19 protein-coding genes and 1 rRNA gene are annotated in these 18,050 nt (G+C 45.0%); 18 read left to right on the top strand and 2 right to left on the bottom strand.

Features of this window, described 5'->3' with window-relative positions; all coding sequences use genetic code 11:
* Positions 1–216: 216 nt before the first annotated feature.
* Positions 217–879, bottom strand: a complete 663-nt coding sequence (gene gerD / locus H7968_RS16835; protein ID WP_227397228.1) for a spore germination lipoprotein GerD — start codon at positions 877–879, stop codon at positions 217–219.
* A gap of 151 nt (positions 880–1,030) precedes the next feature.
* Between gerD and H7968_RS16830 the strand changes: the two genes are divergently transcribed.
* The 17 genes from H7968_RS16830 to H7968_RS16750 all read left to right on the top strand — a co-directional run bounded on the left by H7968_RS16830 (position 1,031) and on the right by H7968_RS16750 (position 16,886).
* Positions 1,031–1,696 (top strand): KinB-signaling pathway activation protein, encoded by a 666-nt coding sequence (locus H7968_RS16830; RefSeq protein ID WP_134374731.1) that lies wholly within the window; start codon positions 1,031–1,033, stop codon positions 1,694–1,696.
* A 543-nt stretch (positions 1,697–2,239) separates the two neighbouring features.
* The gene (locus tag H7968_RS16825; protein WP_134374733.1) at positions 2,240–3,004 is read left to right on the top strand and encodes an SAF domain-containing protein; all 765 of its coding nucleotides are present in this window, start codon (positions 2,240–2,242) and stop codon (positions 3,002–3,004) included.
* 23 nt (positions 3,005–3,027) lie between these two features.
* Positions 3,028–4,158: an AAA family ATPase gene (locus H7968_RS16820; RefSeq protein WP_227397227.1), complete on the top strand. Its 1,131-nt coding sequence runs from the start codon at positions 3,028–3,030 to the stop codon at positions 4,156–4,158.
* 13 nt (positions 4,159–4,171) lie between these two features.
* Positions 4,172–5,524, top strand: a complete 1,353-nt coding sequence (locus H7968_RS16815) for a CpaF family protein (RefSeq protein ID WP_227397226.1) — start codon at positions 4,172–4,174, stop codon at positions 5,522–5,524.
* Positions 5,515–6,444, top strand: a complete 930-nt coding sequence (locus tag H7968_RS16810; RefSeq protein ID WP_227397225.1) for a type II secretion system F family protein — start codon at positions 5,515–5,517, stop codon at positions 6,442–6,444. Before H7968_RS16815 ends, H7968_RS16810 begins: the two co-directional genes overlap by 10 nt.
* 9 nt (positions 6,445–6,453) lie before the next feature.
* Positions 6,454–7,389 carry a type II secretion system F family protein gene (locus H7968_RS16805; protein ID WP_227397224.1) on the top strand — a complete coding sequence of 312 codons (936 nt, stop codon included), beginning with the start codon at positions 6,454–6,456 and terminating at the stop codon, positions 7,387–7,389.
* 19 nt (positions 7,390–7,408) lie between these two features.
* Entirely contained in the window at positions 7,409–7,621 is a 213-nt protein-coding gene (locus H7968_RS16800) for a hypothetical protein (RefSeq protein WP_227397223.1), read from the top strand.
* Positions 7,622–7,648: 27 nt separating this feature from the next.
* Positions 7,649–9,055, top strand: a complete 1,407-nt coding sequence (locus H7968_RS16795) for a vWA domain-containing protein (protein ID WP_227397222.1) — start codon at positions 7,649–7,651, stop codon at positions 9,053–9,055.
* 78 nt (positions 9,056–9,133) lie between these two features.
* Positions 9,134–9,529 carry a TadE family protein gene (locus H7968_RS16790; RefSeq protein WP_134374743.1) on the top strand — a complete coding sequence of 132 codons (396 nt, stop codon included), beginning with the start codon at positions 9,134–9,136 and terminating at the stop codon, positions 9,527–9,529.
* Positions 9,529–10,200, top strand: coding sequence for a Tad domain-containing protein (locus H7968_RS16785; RefSeq protein ID WP_227397221.1), 672 nt, complete (start codon positions 9,529–9,531; stop codon positions 10,198–10,200). The genes H7968_RS16790 and H7968_RS16785 overlap by 1 nt, the downstream gene beginning before the upstream one ends.
* Before the next feature lie 13 nt (positions 10,201–10,213).
* Positions 10,214–10,405 (top strand): hypothetical protein, encoded by a 192-nt coding sequence (locus H7968_RS16780; RefSeq protein WP_134374747.1) that lies wholly within the window; start codon positions 10,214–10,216, stop codon positions 10,403–10,405.
* Between the two features lie 15 nt (positions 10,406–10,420).
* Positions 10,421–11,137 carry a hypothetical protein gene (locus H7968_RS16775; RefSeq protein ID WP_134374749.1) on the top strand — a complete coding sequence of 239 codons (717 nt, stop codon included), beginning with the start codon at positions 10,421–10,423 and terminating at the stop codon, positions 11,135–11,137.
* A gap of 18 nt (positions 11,138–11,155) precedes the next feature.
* On the top strand, positions 11,156–12,553 hold the full coding sequence (locus H7968_RS16770; RefSeq protein WP_227397220.1) for a hypothetical protein: 1,398 nt from the start codon (positions 11,156–11,158) through the stop codon (positions 12,551–12,553).
* An 80-nt stretch (positions 12,554–12,633) separates the two neighbouring features.
* Positions 12,634–13,413 (top strand): hypothetical protein, encoded by a 780-nt coding sequence (locus tag H7968_RS16765; RefSeq protein WP_134374753.1) that lies wholly within the window; start codon positions 12,634–12,636, stop codon positions 13,411–13,413.
* Between the two features lie 48 nt (positions 13,414–13,461).
* Complete coding sequence (locus tag H7968_RS16760; RefSeq protein ID WP_227397219.1) at positions 13,462–14,238, top strand: hypothetical protein; 777 nt, start codon at positions 13,462–13,464, stop codon at positions 14,236–14,238.
* 481 nt (positions 14,239–14,719) lie between these two features.
* Positions 14,720–16,087 carry a VWA domain-containing protein gene (locus H7968_RS16755; RefSeq protein ID WP_227397218.1) on the top strand — a complete coding sequence of 456 codons (1,368 nt, stop codon included), beginning with the start codon at positions 14,720–14,722 and terminating at the stop codon, positions 16,085–16,087.
* Positions 16,077–16,886, top strand: coding sequence for a hypothetical protein (locus H7968_RS16750; protein ID WP_227397217.1), 810 nt, complete (start codon positions 16,077–16,079; stop codon positions 16,884–16,886). Before H7968_RS16755 ends, H7968_RS16750 begins: the two co-directional genes overlap by 11 nt.
* Here H7968_RS16750 and H7968_RS16745 read toward each other — a convergent pair.
* Complete coding sequence (locus H7968_RS16745) at positions 16,870–17,571, bottom strand: polysaccharide deacetylase family protein (protein ID WP_227397216.1); 702 nt, start codon at positions 17,569–17,571, stop codon at positions 16,870–16,872. The genes H7968_RS16750 and H7968_RS16745 overlap by 17 nt on opposite strands.
* Positions 17,572–17,953: 382 nt before the next feature.
* On the opposite strand from H7968_RS16745, the gene H7968_RS16740 reads away from it, so the two are divergent.
* Positions 17,954–18,050: ribosomal RNA gene (locus tag H7968_RS16740) — 16S ribosomal RNA — on the top strand; the annotation flags it as partial.

Below are 18,050 nucleotides of genomic sequence, written 5' to 3'. Positions count from 1 at the left end.
GGAGATCCTGGTTTTGCCGCGGCCCCGGGTGAATCAGGCGGCTCGAAAATAGCTGATCATCTATAGGCCAAATGACATTAAACTCACGAATTCTAAGCTAAGCTCACGAACCCGCCGCCTAACCTCACGAACTCCGCGTCTAACCTCACGAACTCCGGTCGTAACCTCACAAACTCCACCCCCAACCTCACATTCCCCACATCAAACCCATCTCCATCACGGACTTCCGCCGCCATTCCCACTGTCTGTCCCGCCATCTCCGTCTGTTCCGCCACCCTGACTGCCACCACCGCCACCTTCACCCTGCGATGCTTGTGGACCTTCCTGTGTCCCACTGGCCTGTTCTTCACCGCCCATCTCTTTTGCGGCATTCATCAACAGATCCTGCATTTCCTTTTTAACGAGTGGGCTTTCCATCATTTCCATCATGATTTTTTTGGTTTCTTCTTTATATTGCTGGCTCGTCAGCACGGACATCGTTTGTTCGTGCATAGCGGGATCTTTCATGAGCTCGAGCATCATCTTCTGATATTCGGGATCCTTCATGAGTCCCTTCAGCAGATCTTTCTGCTCTGTCTGCATGCTTTTGGCAAGGGTCTCGGCAAACTGGGGGTCGTTGAAGGTGTTCTTCCAGAAGTCCTGACCTTCCTTGGACAATAAAGTCGTTTCGATGGACTGTTTGACAACATCCTGGTCGAGGACGAGCTCTTTTTTCAGCTCTTCGTCTGCTAAAAGCTCCTGAACGGCTTTCTTGCCTTCACTCGTTTTTAACAGGTCAGTGACCATTTGCTTTGTTTCTTCATAGCTTGTTTTTTCGTTGCCGGAGCAGCCTGATAGGAGCAGGGCAGCTAAGGCTACAGCACCTAATTGTTTACGCATGAATTCACCTCCATTCTCACGGTCATTTGTTTTCTTATCGTGACCTGAAATCCTGATTTTATGCACGTTCACACGACGGTCATGGATTTTTAAGGGATCGACTGGTACAATCGAATGAGAATGTGTATTTTCAGATTTGGAGGATAGAGACGTGACCATACGAAATTGGATCCGTTTTTTTGTGATGACATTGCTTGTAGGCGGTGTCACAACCGGTGTTGTTGGGATTACTGTCCGCTGGGATGAGCTCACTACTCAGCTTGCGGGTGAAGATACGGTTGAATTAATTTCAGTTGTCGTCTGGATGATCGGTGTCGGGATGACGTTTAGCGTATTAAGCCAGATGGGGTATTTTGCATACTTAACGATTCATCAGTTCGGACTCGGGATTTTCCGTTCACTGAAGCTATGGAATCGGGTGCAGTTAGTGATTACAGCATTTGTTTTATTTGATCTTGTGTATTTCCGTTTTGATGCGTTTGCTGATGAAGGGGATTCATTACTGCCATACTTCAGTTTAGCGGTATTCCTGCTGGTTGTGGGGATCATCGTAGCGCTGTTGAAATCAAAGCAGGCCGGGAATAAAGCGCTGTTTCCATCCACGCTCTTTTTCATGGTCGTGGTGACGACGCTTGAATGGCTGCCGGTGCTGAGAAGTAATGAAAACTACTGGCTGATTACAATTATGTTCACGCTGATTGCGACGAATGCCTATCAGATGCTCGCACTGCCAAAATATAATAAGCGGTCACAAAAGGATCGTGAAGAGCGGCTCGCACGAAAAGCAGCCCGCGAAAAAGAAGCAACAGCAAAGTAAAGCATGCCAACATGGTGTGCTTTTTTTCGTGTTTTCCTTTCTTTCGTCCTGTCAAAAAGGTCTTATGATCACATACATGAATCCTCTTCACAATGAAAATTTGTTAAATATAGCCACCATCATATTAATAACTACTTATGTAACGCCAAATTTCACCTTCAAACCTCTCGAAATCAAGATTTTTTCCACGCTCTTCCAAACAAAAATCGTTCTAAGGTCCGGTAATTTGTAATGTTTGTTACAAAATTCGAATTAATTTAACGGAAATCGAAGTAAATTCCAACGAACCTCCTATGATCCAAAAAAAATTCATGAAACTTATGTCCCTTACATCTTTCAGACCACCTGGACTATCTTCTTTCCTCAAAACGCCCAAATTTCACCACGATTTGACAGTGTTCAAAATTTCCATTAAAAACAGTGATAGCTAATTCAGCGCATTTCGGGAAAAATGAATTTCCGACACTAATGTCATATTAGTTGGCGCTAATGTGAATACATTGTACTAAATTTCACTTATTTGGGAAAGTGAGGAAGATAGCGATGATTGAGTCAAAAAGAAGGGCCTTAATCTTCTTTATTATCGCAGCACTATTCGCTGCAGCTGCCGGCTATTTTACCTTACAGAAGGTGAGAGAGCTGAACTCGGATCTCGGCACGATGGTCACCGTTTATGTGGCGGGTGCAGATATTGCGGCACGGGACGTCATTACACCGGATAGCGTGGCAGCGGAAAGCATTCCGCAGAAGTTTGTCACATCAGAGCACATTCAAAATCCTGATGAGCTCATGAATAAGGTATCGGTTGTTCCTTTATCAGAAGGAGATGTGATTTCTAAAAACATGCTGAAGGAAGCGTCAGCTGTTACAGAAGAAAATAACCGGCTTGTGACGTTAATGTCATCAGAGCGCGTATTTTTTGATGAACCGCTTGAGCCGCTCGACCGTGTCGACATAATCGTGTCGAATCGGACAGATGAAGGAAATCAGACAGAGATCTTTATGAAGGATGTCAAAGTCGCACGTGTAGCCAGCGAGGAAGGAAATTTTTCAGGGGTACAGGTAGAAATCTCACTCGATCAGACACCTGAACTCATCCATATGCAAAACTACGCAGACAGTGTCCGCATCATTAAAGCCAACGTAGGACTCGCTAATCAGGAGGTTGCAGGTACATCGCAGGAAGCTGAGGAAGCACCGCCTGAAGAGGAGCCGGCAGAAGCAGAACAGCCGGCAGAGGAGAAAGCGGAAGAAAAACCGCCTGCTGAAGAAAAGAAAGAAGAGCAAAAGCAGGATTCCGGAGAATAAGTCGCGGGTGAGGAGGAAAAGCCATGGAAGAATTGGATGTACTCATAATAGGAACAGAAGGCACACTCGTGTCGACCATCCGGACACGTTTACCGGAACATTTAAAAACCGAAGTGCTTGACCCGTCACATTTACGATCAGAGCTGAAAAATAAACAGCCAAAGGCCGTCCTGCTGTTACATGGGGATGCCGATATTGAGCGGGTTGCACTGCTTCAGTCTGAACAGCTCCACGCACCGATTATCTTCATTCACGAGACGCATGATTTCCAGCTGTTCCGTGATCTGGTGAGAAGAGGCGTTACGGATTATCTCGTATTACCGGAGGATCTTGGTGGACTCGGTGACCGCGTGGAGACGATTGTATCCCGCGCTTCAGCGGAACAGCCGAAAGAGCAGCTGTTCAAACGCGGTAACGGTAAGGTATTTGCTTTCTACAGCGGGAAAGGCGGCAGCGGGAAAACGTTCTTGAGCACAGCCTTCGCCCAGACGTTGAAGCTTGAGTCAACGGCCCAGGTCATCTATATCGACCTGAACCTCCAGTACGGAGGCGGAGAGACGTTTCTCGGGATTGAAGCGAACCGCACGATCATGGATCTTGAGCCGGTTATTGATGAAGTCAGTGAGCATCATTTGAAAAACGTATCGGAAAAAGAGCCGTTTTCAAAGCTCGACCTGCTGATCAGTCCGCGTGACGCTGAAATGGCCGAGCGGCTGACAGAGGATTTTGTCACGAAAGTGTTGCGGGCATGCAGACGCAGCTACGATTTTATCATCATTGATCTGCCGTCCAATATTGACGAGCGGACCTACGGGGCACTGGTAGAGGCGGATAAAGTGTTTTACACGATCGCCCTTGATACCCCGTCGATCCGGGTACTGAAGCACGTGGAAAACCTGTTTCAGAAGCTCGGGATTCCAACAGAGGACCGCTTAGAGCTCGTGTTAAATGAAATCGGCAAAGAAAATGAGCTGTCGAAAAAAGATTTGGAACGCTTTGTCACGTACCCGCACGCTGCAGAAATCAGACGCGATATTAAAGGGGTGCAGGCTGCGATTAATAAAGGACAGCCGATCCGGAAAGAGCCGAAGGAGAAGAAAATGATCCCGGCAGCGAAGGATCTGCGCAAATGGGTGAGATCGATGCTGAAGTAAGGAGGGAAACACGATGTCACTATTCCAACGGAGCAAACGTGAACAGGCAGAACAGCCGCGCAAGGAAGCCGCGCAGGCCGTCATGACGCCTTATCTTGAGGAATTACTTGAGCATTATAAAACGAGGCTACTTGCAGAGACGAACCTCGAGCAGTTAACCGCAGCGGATGAGCATGAACGACGCCTGTCCATTGAGCGGCTCGTCAATCAATTCATGCTGGAAGAAAAGGTCGTCATTCCAAGAGGGGACCGTGAAGTGCTCATGTCCCGTCTGATCGATGAAAGTGTCGGCTTCGGACCGCTTGAGCAGCTGCTGAAGGACCCGTCAATCACGGAGATTCTCGTAAACGGACCAAAGGAAGTATTCATTGAGCGCAATGGACAGCTTCAGGAGTCCACAATCACTTTTAAGGATGATGCGCACGTGCGTCACATCGTCGACCGCGTCATTGCCCCGCTCGGCAGAAGAATTGATGAAAGCTCGCCGATGGTCGATGCACGCCTGCCGGACGGAAGCCGTGTGAATGCGGTCATCCCGCCGGTCAGTCTGAATGGGACACTCATTTCCATCCGTAAGTTCAGACAGGACCCGATCGAAATGGAGGACCTGCTCGGATTTGGCTCGCTCAGTGAACCGATGGCTGAATTTATCCAGGCCATTGTCGAAGCAAAGATGAACGTGCTCATCTCAGGAGGAACAGGGAGCGGGAAAACGACTCTCTTAAACGCAGCAGCAAAAGCCGTTCCGCCAAAAGAGCGGGTTATCACGATTGAGGATTCCGCAGAATTAAGGCTGAACCGGTCAAGCGTGGTCGGACTTGAAGCCCGTCCGCCGAACGTGGAAGGAACCGGGGAAGTCTCGATCCGCCAGCTTGTGAAAAACGCCTTGCGGATGAGACCGGACCGGATCATTGTCGGAGAGGTTCGTGGTCCTGAGGCCTTCGATATGCTTCAGGCGATGAATACAGGTCACGAAGGCTCACTCACCACCGTTCACGCCAACTCACCGTCAGATGCGATTAACCGTGTTGAAGGGATGGTTGTCATGGCCGGTATGGACCTGCCTACTCACATCATTCGCGAATACATCGTCGGCGCACTCGACATGATCGTGCAGGCAGAGCGGCTTGGTGACGGTAAACGTAAGATCGTCAATATTTCTGAAGTGTATGTAGATGAACACAATCAGGTGAAGCTGCAGGACATTTTCGTGTTCAAACGGACAGGCACCGGAAAAGACGGAGAAGTGCTCGGTCACTTTGAGCCGACCGGCATCGTTCCGAAATGCGTGGAGCGACTGAAGCTGTTTGGCATCGAATTCGATCAGCGTCTCTTTCAAAAAGGAGGCGAGCCGGTATGGACATAATCATTGCCGTCCTGTTCGCCTCAGCCGCCCTGTCACTCATCCTGATGGTGTACTTCTTCCTTGATTACAGAAGACACAAGCAGGACTGGAAAAAGAAAATGCGGACATGGTACCCGGAAGAAAAACGCAAAAGCGCCATCAGCGTCCTCGGTGACAGATATGACCAGTCACCATCATCTGAGAAGCTTCATCGTAAGCTGCAGATGGCGAATGTAACGCTGCTGCCTTCTGAATATATTGGAATTCATGTACTTGGTTTTCTATTGTTGTTTGTGGTTTTTAATATGATTTTCAGTATGAGTGCACTTGTCAGTTTACTCATCACAGCAGGTATTCTTGGTGCGGGACATTTCCTCTTGTTCTATATGAGAAAGAATCGTTACGAGGAACGTTTCAATGAACAGCTTAGTGAAATTTGCAGGCTGCTTTCCAATGCATCAAAAAGTGGAATGACAGTGACGCAGGGAATTGATCTGGTGGCTCACGAAATAAATAGTCCAGCAAGAGAAGAGTTTAAGAGAATGTCTTACGAGTTGAAGCTCGGTGTTCCACTTGAACAGGTATTAAGAAAAGTTCAGGAGCGAAATGCTTCCCGTGACTTTCAACTGTTTGCGGCTACTCTACTCATCCAAAAGAAAACGGGTGGTAATTTAGCCTCTACACTTGAAACGATGGCCCATACACTTGAGGATCGCAAGGTGTTACATCAAACCATTCGCACCATGACATCCGAACAAAGGTACATTTCAATTATTGTTCCTGCGATGCCAGTGTTTATCTTACTGATGATGAATAATATCATGGATGGTTTCACGGATCCTCTGACAACAACACCTGGAATCGTCATTATGATTCTTTTCGTTCTGGGTATCATTTTATCGTTCTTCCTGATCCGGAAGATTACGAATATAAAAGTGTAGGTGATTAATATGGATGCACTGATTATATTATGCGTCATTTTATTTTGGTTTTTAGTCGTTTTGGGGCTGCGAAATTGGTCAGCTTACATTAAGGAAAAGCGTGAGCTACTTGTGCACGTTTCTGATGTGACACTGGTCGATGCTTTTGAAAAAAAGGAAAAAAAGAGAAAACAGCAGGCAGGCTTGATTGACAAAGTTACTAAGTTCGCAGACGAATTTGCTGATTTGGGACAGAGGATAAACTTCTTTAGTGAGAATTTAGATGTTGCGGATTGGTTGAAAAAGTCAGGTAATCGATATGAATTGACGGTTGCCCGTTTCCAGGGGATTAAAATGATGTTTCTGACAGCAGGATTTTTCCTTGGGATGCTTCTCTTTATATTAGGGTTTCCTTTTTCAGAATTCGGCATTGTACTGATTCCACTCCTTGGATACTTTTTACCGATTATTCTGATTAAACAACAGGTTAAGCAAAGGCAGGAAGCGCTAAGACAGGATCTACCGGATTTTCTGGATACCATCAGTACAAGTTTGCAGGCGGGAGTTAGCTTGGACCAGGCTTTGAGGGAGGTGATTCGCTTTTTTGATGGTCCGCTCAGAGAAGAATTCACCAGATTTATACAGGAAATCGACTTGGGAGTTCAAAGGGAACAAGCCTATCGTAATTTATTGGAGAGAAATAATAACCAGCAGTTTCAGCAATTAATTAAATCACTTCTCCAGGGAATGAAGCTGGGTGTCCCAGTAGCACAAACCTTTAAAGTTCAGGCAGAGGATATGCGTGAGCTCAGACAGGAGCAAGTAAAAGAGCTTGCTGCCAAGGCTTCCCCTAAAGTAACACTCGTCACGACCTTTATCGTCGCACCAGTATCAATTCTAATGGTTGCCGGTCTGATGATATTGAACATGATCTATGGTGATAACAGCATTATGAATCTATTTTAACTAACAGGAGGAAATGAAAATGAAAAAACTAAATGAATGGTATTTTAAAGCAATGAATGCTGCAGCGTCAAAGGTAAATAACGAAAGAGGTTCTCAAACACTTGAGTGGTTGGGGATTGCGGCAGTTGTCGTAATTGTTGTTGGTGTTATTTCTCAGGCATTTGCAGGAGACTCGGGAATTGGGGATGCGATCAAATCTAAGTTCGAAGAGTTCATTGATTCAATCGGATAAAGCAGATTTCTTTTTGGGAGGGCTTCTATGAAAAAGCATTATTGGATTCCTGCGGCTGCATTGTGTTTAGTGCTTGCAGCCTGTCAGGATCAGGAAGAGCCTTTAGAAAGCGCTCAAAATAGCGAGCAAGAGCAACAGGTATCAGAAAATGATCCTGAGCAAGAAGTGGCTGAGAATGAGGAATCAGTGGAGCAGGATGTTATTGGAAGTATCAAGTCTTTAAACTTATCCGAGCCACCTCAGTCATTAGAAGAGTTAATTAATCAACAATCCGGGCCTTTGGGCAATGTCACGCTAAATACATCTGATGAGGACCTGAAGAATCAATTTCTAGAAGCGTTTGGAGATATTCCTGCCTTGCCTGAAGACGCATCAGAAGAGGAACTGGATGCGTATTTTTCGCTTATCTATCAACTGACAGCCTATGAGTTTCCGGATCCAAAGGATATCAGTGACCAAATGAGATTCGCACTTTCAGGAACTCCTGAGGCAGACCCTAAATTCCAGTTTAAAGAAAACTACAATGTTGAGATTATTCTGGATGCCAGTGGCTCCATGGGTGCTTATGTTGGAGACCAGACAAGGATGGAACAGGCAAAAGAAGAAATCAACCGATTCTTAGCTTCCGTTCCTGAAGAAGCGAATGTTTCACTTCGTGTTTATGGACATAAAGGAACAGGTGACGAGGCAGATAAAGCCATGTCATGTGCTGCAGTAGAGGAAGTGTATGAGCGAGGCACGTATGACGAAGGAGCTTTTCAGGATGCTTTAAATCAGTTTGAGCCTGCAGGCTGGACACCAGTGGCTGGTGCTCTGGAGTCATCTGCTGAAAGCTTTTCAGATTTGAGCGGTGAGGAAAATACAAATCTCGTCTATCTTGTCAGTGATGGAATTGAAACGTGTGACGGAGATCCGGTAGCAGCTGCCGAGGCATTTGCTGATAGTAATGTGTCCCCGATCATCAACGTGATTGGTTTTAACGCAGATTCTGAAACGCAGGAGCAACTTCGTCAGGTCGCTGATTCTGCAGGAGGTTTGTTCACAAACGTCAATAATGCGGATCAATTGAGAGAAGAGTTCAGTCAGACGGAAAAGATTCTTCAAAATTGGCAAAGGTGGAAGCTTGATGCAAGTACTGACGTGAGGAATCAGTCCAACGACGCTTCGTTTGCGATTACTCGTTTCTCAAATACTTGGGGATCATCAGCTCGTGAACAGTGGCTTTCCCTCTATGACGCAAATCGAATTCTTCGTGAGGAAGGAAAGATGACACTTGAGCAACAAAAAGAGCTGGAGCAAAGAGCAGATGAGGTAAAAGCGTTAGCAGAACAAGGTCAGGAAACGCTTAAGACTGAACTCGAAGACTTGAGAGAACAGGGCATCGAAGAACTTGAACAAAGAATTGAAGAGCTCTACCCGGATGAGGCAGAGTAAAACGGGCAGCCCCCGTTTTCCCACTTGGTTTTAACAGGAGCAAGTGGGAAAGCGGCTGGAAAGAAGGGAGGAAAGCGAATGAAGAATTGGATCAAGGAGCGGCTGGATGAGCGGGGATCTATGACGATTGAATTTTTAGGGATGATCCCGCTTGTCTTTATAGTCATTATGATCGCGTGGCAGTTTATTGCGGGTGCTCATGCTGTCATTTTGGCAGAATCGGCGGCCAATGAAGCGGCGAAGGTATATTCCGTTACTGCAGAAGCATCAGAAGCGTCAGCCGCCGCTGAACAGATTGTCAGTGCAGGAGGTCAGCACGTTGGATTTGCAGGGGCACCGATTTCAGGAACGGACCAGTTTTCTGCTGCTGTTTCAGTCGATATCGCACTTGTCTTTCTTCCGGCTAAGCTCTTTCCGAACGGGAAGCCAACCTTTACCTACACGGCTGACACCTCAGGGAAGGTGATAAAGTAATGAATTGGTTAAAGGAAGAACGTGGAAACATCACGATTTTTGTACTAGGTCTGCTGATCATTTTAATGGCATTATTTATTCTTGTGCTTAACTTCTCAGGTGCCCTTGTTGCAAAAGAGCAGGCAAATACGGCTGCACAACAGGCGAGTTTAGCAGCTACGGCAGAACTCTATGAACAGCTTGCAGAAGCAATTGATGAGTATGAATCAGAGATCATCGGCCTTGTAGACTCTTATCCAGAGAGCATTGACGAGAAAATCGAAAAAGAAATAGATCGGCTTTCCGGTGGTGAAATGAGTGGCTACTCGCTAAATGAAATTCGTAATAAAGCAATGGACCGGGTTGTGACAGAAGAGATTTCTAAAGGACTTGGTGATGATCTTTTACGCGAAAAAATTGAAGAAGAGCTCGAGTTTGACTGGTCTCTGGAGATGAGAGAAGCTGCCAGGAGTGCGATTTTAGCAAATGGCGGGACTCTTGAAGAGGCAGAAGTCATTTTCTTTGATGATGGACAGATTGTTGTCCGTGCTTCTCATGATATTGAAACTACACAATATCAAAACTGGTTCGCTGGAATTAGTGAACAAATTGGACGAACCTCGGCCGGACCCGAGCTTGAGTTTGTTAAAGAACTTGAGGGTTGGGACAGCCGTAACTTTAATCTTCAATAAGGAGAGATCAGACATGAAGAAATATAAACGATGGAAACGTGTATATACTCTATTAATCATTTTGTTCACCGTTTTAATGACTGCAGAATTATTAGCGTGGTTGGTTTCTGACGGAGAATTCCCATTTGCAACGCTTGGTATTACAGCTCTTATATTCGGATATCGTTCCCATCACCTTAACCAGCTCAAGGAACAGGCATCCTGAAAGGAGACGATCTAAATGGATCATCCAATACGTTCAGCATTTTCTTTTTTCAGTAAGAAGTATGAACGGATCTTGCTGATTATTCTACTTGTCCAAATTCCTTTGCTGACACTCTATTTTTTCTTCGCTAATTACATGTATGCGGTTGTACCGAACTTTGGAACAGCCTTTAGCGCTGCAGATATTTATAATGCCTATTTTATGATCATCCTATTCTTTGTTGCTCAAATCCCATTTATCTACTATTGGCATTATGAGGAATCGGGAGAAGAAAAGCCCTTTCGACTGGCCATCTTACAGTCCGTAATTAGAGTGTTTCACTTTTTTGTTTTTGCTGTATCAATAGGTGCTTTAATTACGCTGGGTCTAGCAGTATTTGTACTCCCGGGTCTGATCATTATGGCAATGTTTATCAGCGCACCATTAATCGCGATTACCGAAAACAAATCCGTATGGAAGTCAGTTAGAGAAAGCATTCAGCTTTTTAAAAGGCATCATTGGAAATTGCTATTACTTATTATCGCATTCAGCTTAATAGAGTTTGTTTTGTCATTTATGGTTCAGGTGTTCATTTTAAATATTACAACCTCTTATTTGGCGGTAGTGTTGAGTCATTTGTTTATTAATACGATCTTCTTTCCTCTGTTTTATTTAACACTGGCTTTTCTAGTTGCGAAATGGAGAAAAGATCTTGGACTTTATGCAATTGAAGAAAGCTCAGTAACGATTTAAACAAAGGGGAGATAGGCTATGAATAAGCTGCTAAAAAAACTACCAGCTATTATTGTCATATTATTTATTGTTTCTCAGTCCTTTCTATATTCCTCTGCCTACGGAGTGAGTCCATGGTCAGGAAATTCTTGGACGGGAAATGACTGGTCTGGCAGCCCGTGGGAAGGGAACTCATGGGAAGGAAACTCCTGGAGTGGTCAGGAGTGGCAAGGTAACACATGGAATGGTCAGGAATGGCAAGGAACAGACTGGAATGGTGAAATGGGTGGTCAGGGGAGCGGATTTAATGGAACCGAATGGCAAGGTGTACCTTGGTCATATGCTCCATGGGGACCAAACGCAGGTCCGGTAGCTCCAGGTTTTGAAGGAGGAGCGGGTACAGTTCCTGTTCCTCCATACCTTAGTCCGATGAACCCGGGAGCCGGGGGAGTCAATGTTGGGGGGACATTGCCCAACGGTACAGTTGTTGCCCCTGGAAATGTGGTCATGCCGAACCCTTACGCACCTGGAACATCTTTGTATCCCGGAATGATCAATCTATTGCAGCCTGGTGGATATGATCTCAATGGTAATTCAGTAACAGCAGGAAGCTCAGATCCAGCCGAAATAAAAAAACCAAAATGGGTTGAAGTAACAGAATACCTGACCAAAGATGTTGTTTTTGGACAGGTAGGACTTGCTACATCAGCTCTCCAGAAAGGCGAAAATTTTGGATTTAACGATGTAAGAAGTTTTCATAGTGCTGTTATTTGGGGTGGCTTAAAGTTAGGCCTTGGAGAAAACGAAACGTTTAAATTTGTTGATGATACAATTACTTCAGGTACGATCATAAAAGATGGTTACCAAGCAATACAAAAAATACAAACTATTAATCAAGCGAATCAAACGGCTCAAGCAGGTGCGGGTGTAACACAAGCGATGCAAGCAGCAGGAGGTGCTGTTTCAACAGGTGCCAATGCAGCGACTGCTTCAGCGGGCATGGGTGTTTTAACGAAATTTAACATTGCTACTGCTTCGGTAGGAACATTCTTTGGTGCTGTTGATACCGGCTTTAAAACAGCGAATGCGGTTGAAGTGTTCAATTCAGATGCAGCAACGACTGAGAAAGTGTCTGCAACAGCAGATGCAACTGCTTCATTGGGACAAACCATTATGAGCGCAGGTGTAACAGCAGGATTTTTCCCCGGTGGCCAGGCTGCAGCTCCATTTCTTATAGCTGGAGGTGCTATCTTATGGGGTGGCTCGAGACTCGTTAAGCTTGCTGCAGATAATTGGGGTAGTATTAAGAAATTCGGAAGTGATTTTAAGAGCGACCCACTTAAAGCAACAGGTGACCTTGCAAAAAATACTTACGAAGGTGCAAAAGATAAGCTTTCGAGCGGATGGAACTCAGTTAAAGGCTTGTTCGGAAACTAATGATAAAATAGGAGGTACAATCTGAATTTATTTAGATTGTATCTTTTCTTCTATTCAAGCAGAAAGTGAAGGTGACGTATATGATTCAAGAACATCAGCAAGCAGTAAAAAAAGCACCAAAATATAAAAAACTATTTGAATTAATTGAAGTTTCTCCAAATGCATACGAAAAGAATGGCGTTTTATATTTCGAAGCGATTTATACAAATAAAAAGGGCAAAAAAACAGGAAGTGCCATCATACCGGTTAATGGTTCAGCTAATGAAGAGGATGCTTTCGAAGCACATAAGCATTTATCAGTTTATAATGCAGAAATTGCAACAATTTATGGTATTGGTGGAACGTATCTGGTAGATGATTCTCTGAAAACTGAACCAATATCATTATTAAAGAAAGAAACACATCCTGACATTGTTAAGGGAAGAGAAGAAATTGAGAAGTTCTATGAATTTGAACGTCTTTTTGTAAGAGAGTTTCAGGAGGCTTCAACGTTTTATAAGGATCCGAAAATAATAAAACTAGATGATTTTCACTATCTTTGTGAAAAAGCAAGCCGGATGGATGTCTATTCTTTTAATATATTGAAAATATTATTAGACGAACAGAAAATTTTCGCTAACTGGAGAACAGCGATGAAGGAAGAAGGCTTGTGGGAAAAGCTATCGAAGGATCAGCACCTTTATTACAATGGATTAATAGATGAGACATTTAGAGTGAAACAAACACTGAAATCACATACTCTAATAGCTGGTGAAACTGTAGAAGAACAATTTAAAAACAGACTGCAGGATACGCTAGCACACAATAAAAAAATGGAACTTGTGTATAGAGAACAGCTACGATGGCCTAAAGTTAAATAAACATTTGAAATGGTACTTTGCTAAGCACCTTTTGAGGCGGTGATCTATATGGAAAAAGAAAAAGAGTTAATCTATCAACATGCAAAGAAATACAAAAAGTTGTTTGAAAAAATTGCGGTCAATCCATATATCTATGAAGTGAATGGTAATCGTTATCGTCAGGTTATTTTTAAAAATAGAAATGGCAAGACTACGGCAACGGCTATTATCGCACCTTCAAACAATAACGAGGATGAAGCAAGAAAAGCGCATGACCCTTTAACTTTATATGGAGCGACAGCATCTGGCATTTACTTAGGTGGAAAAGGCCGTGCTGCCATGTCACCGAATATTCTTAATCCATTATTGATTGCCCTAAGCAATGTCGAGGATCCCGAAATTCAAAAAGGAGTCGAAAAATTTGCCGAGTTGAGAAATTTACATCAACAGTTCAACGACAGATTCCAGGAAGCCCAAACGAACTTCGACGCCGTTACAGTCGTCACAGAAGAGGACCTGGCCTATATCACAGAAAAGTCAGCACAATTGAGCGTCCTTCATGATCAATTAACAAAGATTATGACAGATGATGTCCCGTTTTTCATTGAATGGAGAAAAAGGTTAAAGGAGAAAGGAATTTGGGGGAGTGTTCCTTTACACTCTAAAGGATTCATTGAACAAATGATCAGCAGTCATCACAAGTCTAAAGCAAAAAGAGCAGAGCTTCCGGCTGTTGAAGGAGATACGTATGAAGAACGTGTTGCTTTTACTATAGAGCGGCTGAACAGGGAAGAAAGAAAAATATTAGACAGTCATATCAAAACACTACGTTGGCCAAAGATGTAAGCAAAACCGGGAGATGATTCTTCCGGTTTTCAGTTTATTTAAAAATCCACATTCGGTTAAAAATATCAGCTTTCATCTTCTATCAAAAGCACTCCAAATCCTTTATACACGTCCTTTAACAAAGATTAGCCACGACCTTTTCTCAATTTCTCCACCAATCCCCAAAAAGGTCCCAACGACCCACAAACTGTAAAAATTGTAACCTTCGACATCCATTCCTTTACGAAAATACATCGAATCAAGACCATCCTACTACTTATAAACACAAACGCCACCCTCCTTATGACCCTGCAGTTGTCTGACCATCATGACGTTACGCCCGGTCTTGAAACATATAAGTCATCCATCATTTGACAGTGTTCAAATTTTCCATTAAAAAAGGGGTAGTTTACCAAGAGAAGTGAAACTTATGGTGAGGATGGACGTATTATTCATTAGTTATATAACGAATCCACGTTTAGCGATGAAAGGAGCAGTCAGCATGAAGAAGATGTGGCTTTCAGCATTAACGTTGAGTCTGGCGCTTGCAGCCTGCCAGAGTGAAGAAGCACAGGATGTCCCGGAGAACGAAGCGGAGCAGGCTTCAACGGATGAAGTACAGGCGGAGGAGACGGAGGAGGCAGCAGGTCCGTTAGCAGCGCTTGAGGAATTGAATCTGGCCCCGATTCCGAAGGAGCCTCAGGACTTTGTCCAGCAGGGCGATGGATTATTAGCGATTGAACAGGAGAAGCAGGAGGACGTGTCCTTTATGGATGTGTTCGGCGATGCGCCTGCCTTACCGGAGGATGCCTCTGAAGAAGAGATCGAGCTTTACTACCAGTACATCCACTCCATTACGAAAAGAGATCTGCCGGATCCATCGGGCGTATTGGATGCTGCCCGGTTTGATATGGAAGGAATGCCTGAAGCCGACCGGCGCTATGAGTTTAAAGAAAACTACAATATTGAAATCATTTTAGATGCGAGCGGGTCCATGGCTGCCGATGCAGGTGGCGAAACCCGTATGGAGCAGGCAAAACGCGAAATCCAGACGTTCCTTTCTTCCGCACCAGAGGAAGCAAACGTATCCCTGCGCGTGTATGGACATGAAGGAACAGGCGATGACGCTGACAAAGAAATGTCCTGCGCTGCCATTGAAGAAGTGTATGAGCGGGGACCTTATGATGAAGCCGCATTCCAAGCCGCACTCGATCAGTTTGAACCGGCTGGCTGGACCCCGGTTGCTGGTGCCCTCGAATCAGCTGCCCAAAGCTTTGAAGGATTGGACGGCGAGCAAAATACGAACCTGATTTACCTCGTCAGTGACGGAATCGAGACGTGTGACGGAGATCCGGTTGCAGCCGCGAAAAGCTTTGCCGGAAGCAATATTTCACCAATCATCAACGTCATCGGCTTCAACGCCGACTCAGAAGCTCAGCAGCAGCTGAAGGAAGTAGCGAAGCAGGCTGGTGGTGCTTACGCCAACGTCAATAATGCAGAAGGACTGCGCGAGGAATTCGAGCGCACAGAAGACATTCTTGCTGAATGGAAGCAATGGAGTGTCGGCGCACGGACTGACCGTAACTGGACGAGTGCCAACGCGACAATTGATATTAATCACTTCTCCAACTCATGGACACGCAGAAGTCTTGACCAGGTCAACACAGAATACCGTGTGATGGACACGCTTGTAGACGAAGGGAAAATCACGAGTGAACAGCTGCAGCCACTGAAGGATTATGCAACGGCCAACTATGAATTATCCCGTCAGGTAAGAAGTGATTTCCTTGATGAACTCAGACGCATCAAGGAAGAAGGAATTGAAGGAATGGATCAGATGATTGAAGATGCCCGTCCTGATGGAGAATAAGCTTTTAAATGAGGTGATCACGATGACAGACGTTCAAATCATTGAAGACAAAGCGAAATCATACAAAAAAGTGCTCGAGAAAGTCACGGTATATCCGAATTGGACATTGATTAACGGCCGGAAGTATTACCAGGCTGTCTATCTCAATCGAAAAGAAGAAACGAAAGCTGCAGCCGTCTTTTCACCCGATCAGGAACAGCCGGCAGAAGCGCAAAAAGCACATGAAATGCTTGCGGAATACCATCTGTTGCTGAGAGATACGCATAAATCAGGCAACGCGAGGTATGAGCAGTCACCTGAAATGTTTACACTGCCGATTCAGCTTATGGATAAAGCGCAGTACCCGGGTCTTGAAGCAGGCAGACAGCTGATTGCAAGTCTCTATGACTGGCAAAAGCAATTCGTTCAGCATTTCCAGGGCTTTATCATCTTCGCCAATAACCCGAGAAAAGTCACAGAAGAAGAGCTCAACCTGCTGTATGAAAAAGCAGCGCACCTGTCCGTCATCCACCTCAGGACAGGTAAAGAGCTCGCTGGGCAAATAAATGTACTCGAAGACTGGATTCGCCACATGAAAAAAGCCGGTCTCTGGAACCGGCTTCCGCATGAAGTAAAAACCTTTTATCAGCAGCTGATCAAAGACCAGGCAACCAGCATGAACACAGATCATCACCTGAATGCTGAGGACCATTATGAAAAGCAGGTGTCAGACCGGATCCGATTTCTGCGTCAGAAATACAGCGGTGAAGCCACAGACAGTCTCGCGCTCAGATGGCCGCAGCCTATTCCAACAGCTTAATCTTACTATCAGAAGAAGCCAGCAGCTCAAGCACCGATACGTAGCGAAGATCATCCGTCCGCTCCAGGGCAGATCTCCACTCAGTCCATCGCTGCTTGAGCTCTTTTTCATCATTCACCACATCAAGCGACACAACAGCCCCGTTATAGCTCTGATCCTCCTCCTCGAGTAACGCCTCACCCGTCACTTCATGACTCACCACCAGCAAATCCTGCTCCCGCAAACGCCTGACAACCTCTTCATTAAGCAACCCATCAGCCGTTCTATAATAATCAGGCGAAAGTTCATGCTCATGAAAAAACGCCACAAGCTCCGCAATATGCTCATCCATCTCTTTTTCACTCAATCCCTCATACCGGGCCGGATGTAAATCATAAATCCCAATATCATATCCATACGCCTTTAACTGATCCGCAATCTTTTTCTTCCGGTCCACCCAGGACGGATCCAGAAAAAAAGTCGCCTTCTCAATGCCCGTCCGCCGCAGCTCCTCAGCCAGCCACAGCACAGAATCATCCCCAATCGTCACGTTAAAAGTCAGCACCACACCCTCATCCCCCTTGTAAATGATTCCCAGTGAAGGCCACACCCCAGTCACCTCCATCACCCGCGGGGAAGAAGGAAGAAGCGCCAGAATCAATACAGCCAGCAGGACCAGACCCGCCGTCTCCCATTTCTTTCTCAACACGCATCACCTCCGCACAAACTGCTTTAAACAATCTATGCAGCAAAGGTGAGGAAAAGTAGTACGGGCCCTATGTTTTTATCAAGCATTTTGAAAAGGTAAAAGTTTTTTCAGAAAAGCTATTGACCGTTCCTCAAATCGGTGATAAATTAATAAGCGTCGCTTTTGAAGCAGCCGACAAAACACAACAAAATAACTTTTAAAAAAGTGATTGACATTACTTTTTAAAAGATGTTATGATGTGTAGGTCGCTTGAGAGAGCAACAACTTCTTTAAATAGAAGAAACGTAACAATTGAACCTTGAAAACTAAACAACCAAACGTCAACGTTTAAGATTTTAAGTCTTTTTCGAATAAAAAAGACAATGAGCTTTTCAAACACTTTACGGAGAGTTTGATCCTGGCTCAGGACGAACGCTGGCGGCGTGCCTAATACATGCAAGTCGAGCGAACGGAAGAGAAGCTTGCTTCTCGGATGT

This window comes from Jeotgalibacillus aurantiacus, from assembly GCF_020595125.1.
Taxonomy (GTDB): Bacteria; Bacillota; Bacilli; order Bacillales; family Jeotgalibacillaceae; genus Jeotgalibacillus; species Jeotgalibacillus aurantiacus.
This window is presented reverse-complemented; position numbering and strand designations above follow the sequence as displayed.

Coding starts and splice junctions, on each gene's coding strand:
- H7968_RS16805 (WP_227397224.1), top strand. CDS start 6,454: ATGGATGCACTGATTATATTATGCGTCATTTTATTTTGGTTTTTAGTC.
- H7968_RS16755 (WP_227397218.1), top strand. CDS start 14,720: ATGAAGAAGATGTGGCTTTCAGCATTAACGTTGAGTCTGGCGCTTGCA.
- H7968_RS16820 (WP_227397227.1), top strand. CDS start 3,028: ATGGAAGAATTGGATGTACTCATAATAGGAACAGAAGGCACACTCGTG.
- H7968_RS16760 (WP_227397219.1), top strand. CDS start 13,462: ATGGAAAAAGAAAAAGAGTTAATCTATCAACATGCAAAGAAATACAAA.
- H7968_RS16775 (WP_134374749.1), top strand. CDS start 10,421: ATGGATCATCCAATACGTTCAGCATTTTCTTTTTTCAGTAAGAAGTAT.
- H7968_RS16790 (WP_134374743.1), top strand. CDS start 9,134: ATGAAGAATTGGATCAAGGAGCGGCTGGATGAGCGGGGATCTATGACG.
- gerD (WP_227397228.1), bottom strand. CDS start 879: ATGCGTAAACAATTAGGTGCTGTAGCCTTAGCTGCCCTGCTCCTATCA.
- H7968_RS16770 (WP_227397220.1), top strand. CDS start 11,156: ATGAATAAGCTGCTAAAAAAACTACCAGCTATTATTGTCATATTATTT.
- H7968_RS16815 (WP_227397226.1), top strand. CDS start 4,172: ATGTCACTATTCCAACGGAGCAAACGTGAACAGGCAGAACAGCCGCGC.
- H7968_RS16800 (WP_227397223.1), top strand. CDS start 7,409: ATGAAAAAACTAAATGAATGGTATTTTAAAGCAATGAATGCTGCAGCG.
- H7968_RS16780 (WP_134374747.1), top strand. CDS start 10,214: ATGAAGAAATATAAACGATGGAAACGTGTATATACTCTATTAATCATT.
- H7968_RS16765 (WP_134374753.1), top strand. CDS start 12,634: ATGATTCAAGAACATCAGCAAGCAGTAAAAAAAGCACCAAAATATAAA.
- H7968_RS16825 (WP_134374733.1), top strand. CDS start 2,240: ATGATTGAGTCAAAAAGAAGGGCCTTAATCTTCTTTATTATCGCAGCA.
- H7968_RS16795 (WP_227397222.1), top strand. CDS start 7,649: ATGAAAAAGCATTATTGGATTCCTGCGGCTGCATTGTGTTTAGTGCTT.
- H7968_RS16785 (WP_227397221.1), top strand. CDS start 9,529: ATGAATTGGTTAAAGGAAGAACGTGGAAACATCACGATTTTTGTACTA.
- H7968_RS16750 (WP_227397217.1), top strand. CDS start 16,077: ATGGAGAATAAGCTTTTAAATGAGGTGATCACGATGACAGACGTTCAA.
- H7968_RS16810 (WP_227397225.1), top strand. CDS start 5,515: ATGGACATAATCATTGCCGTCCTGTTCGCCTCAGCCGCCCTGTCACTC.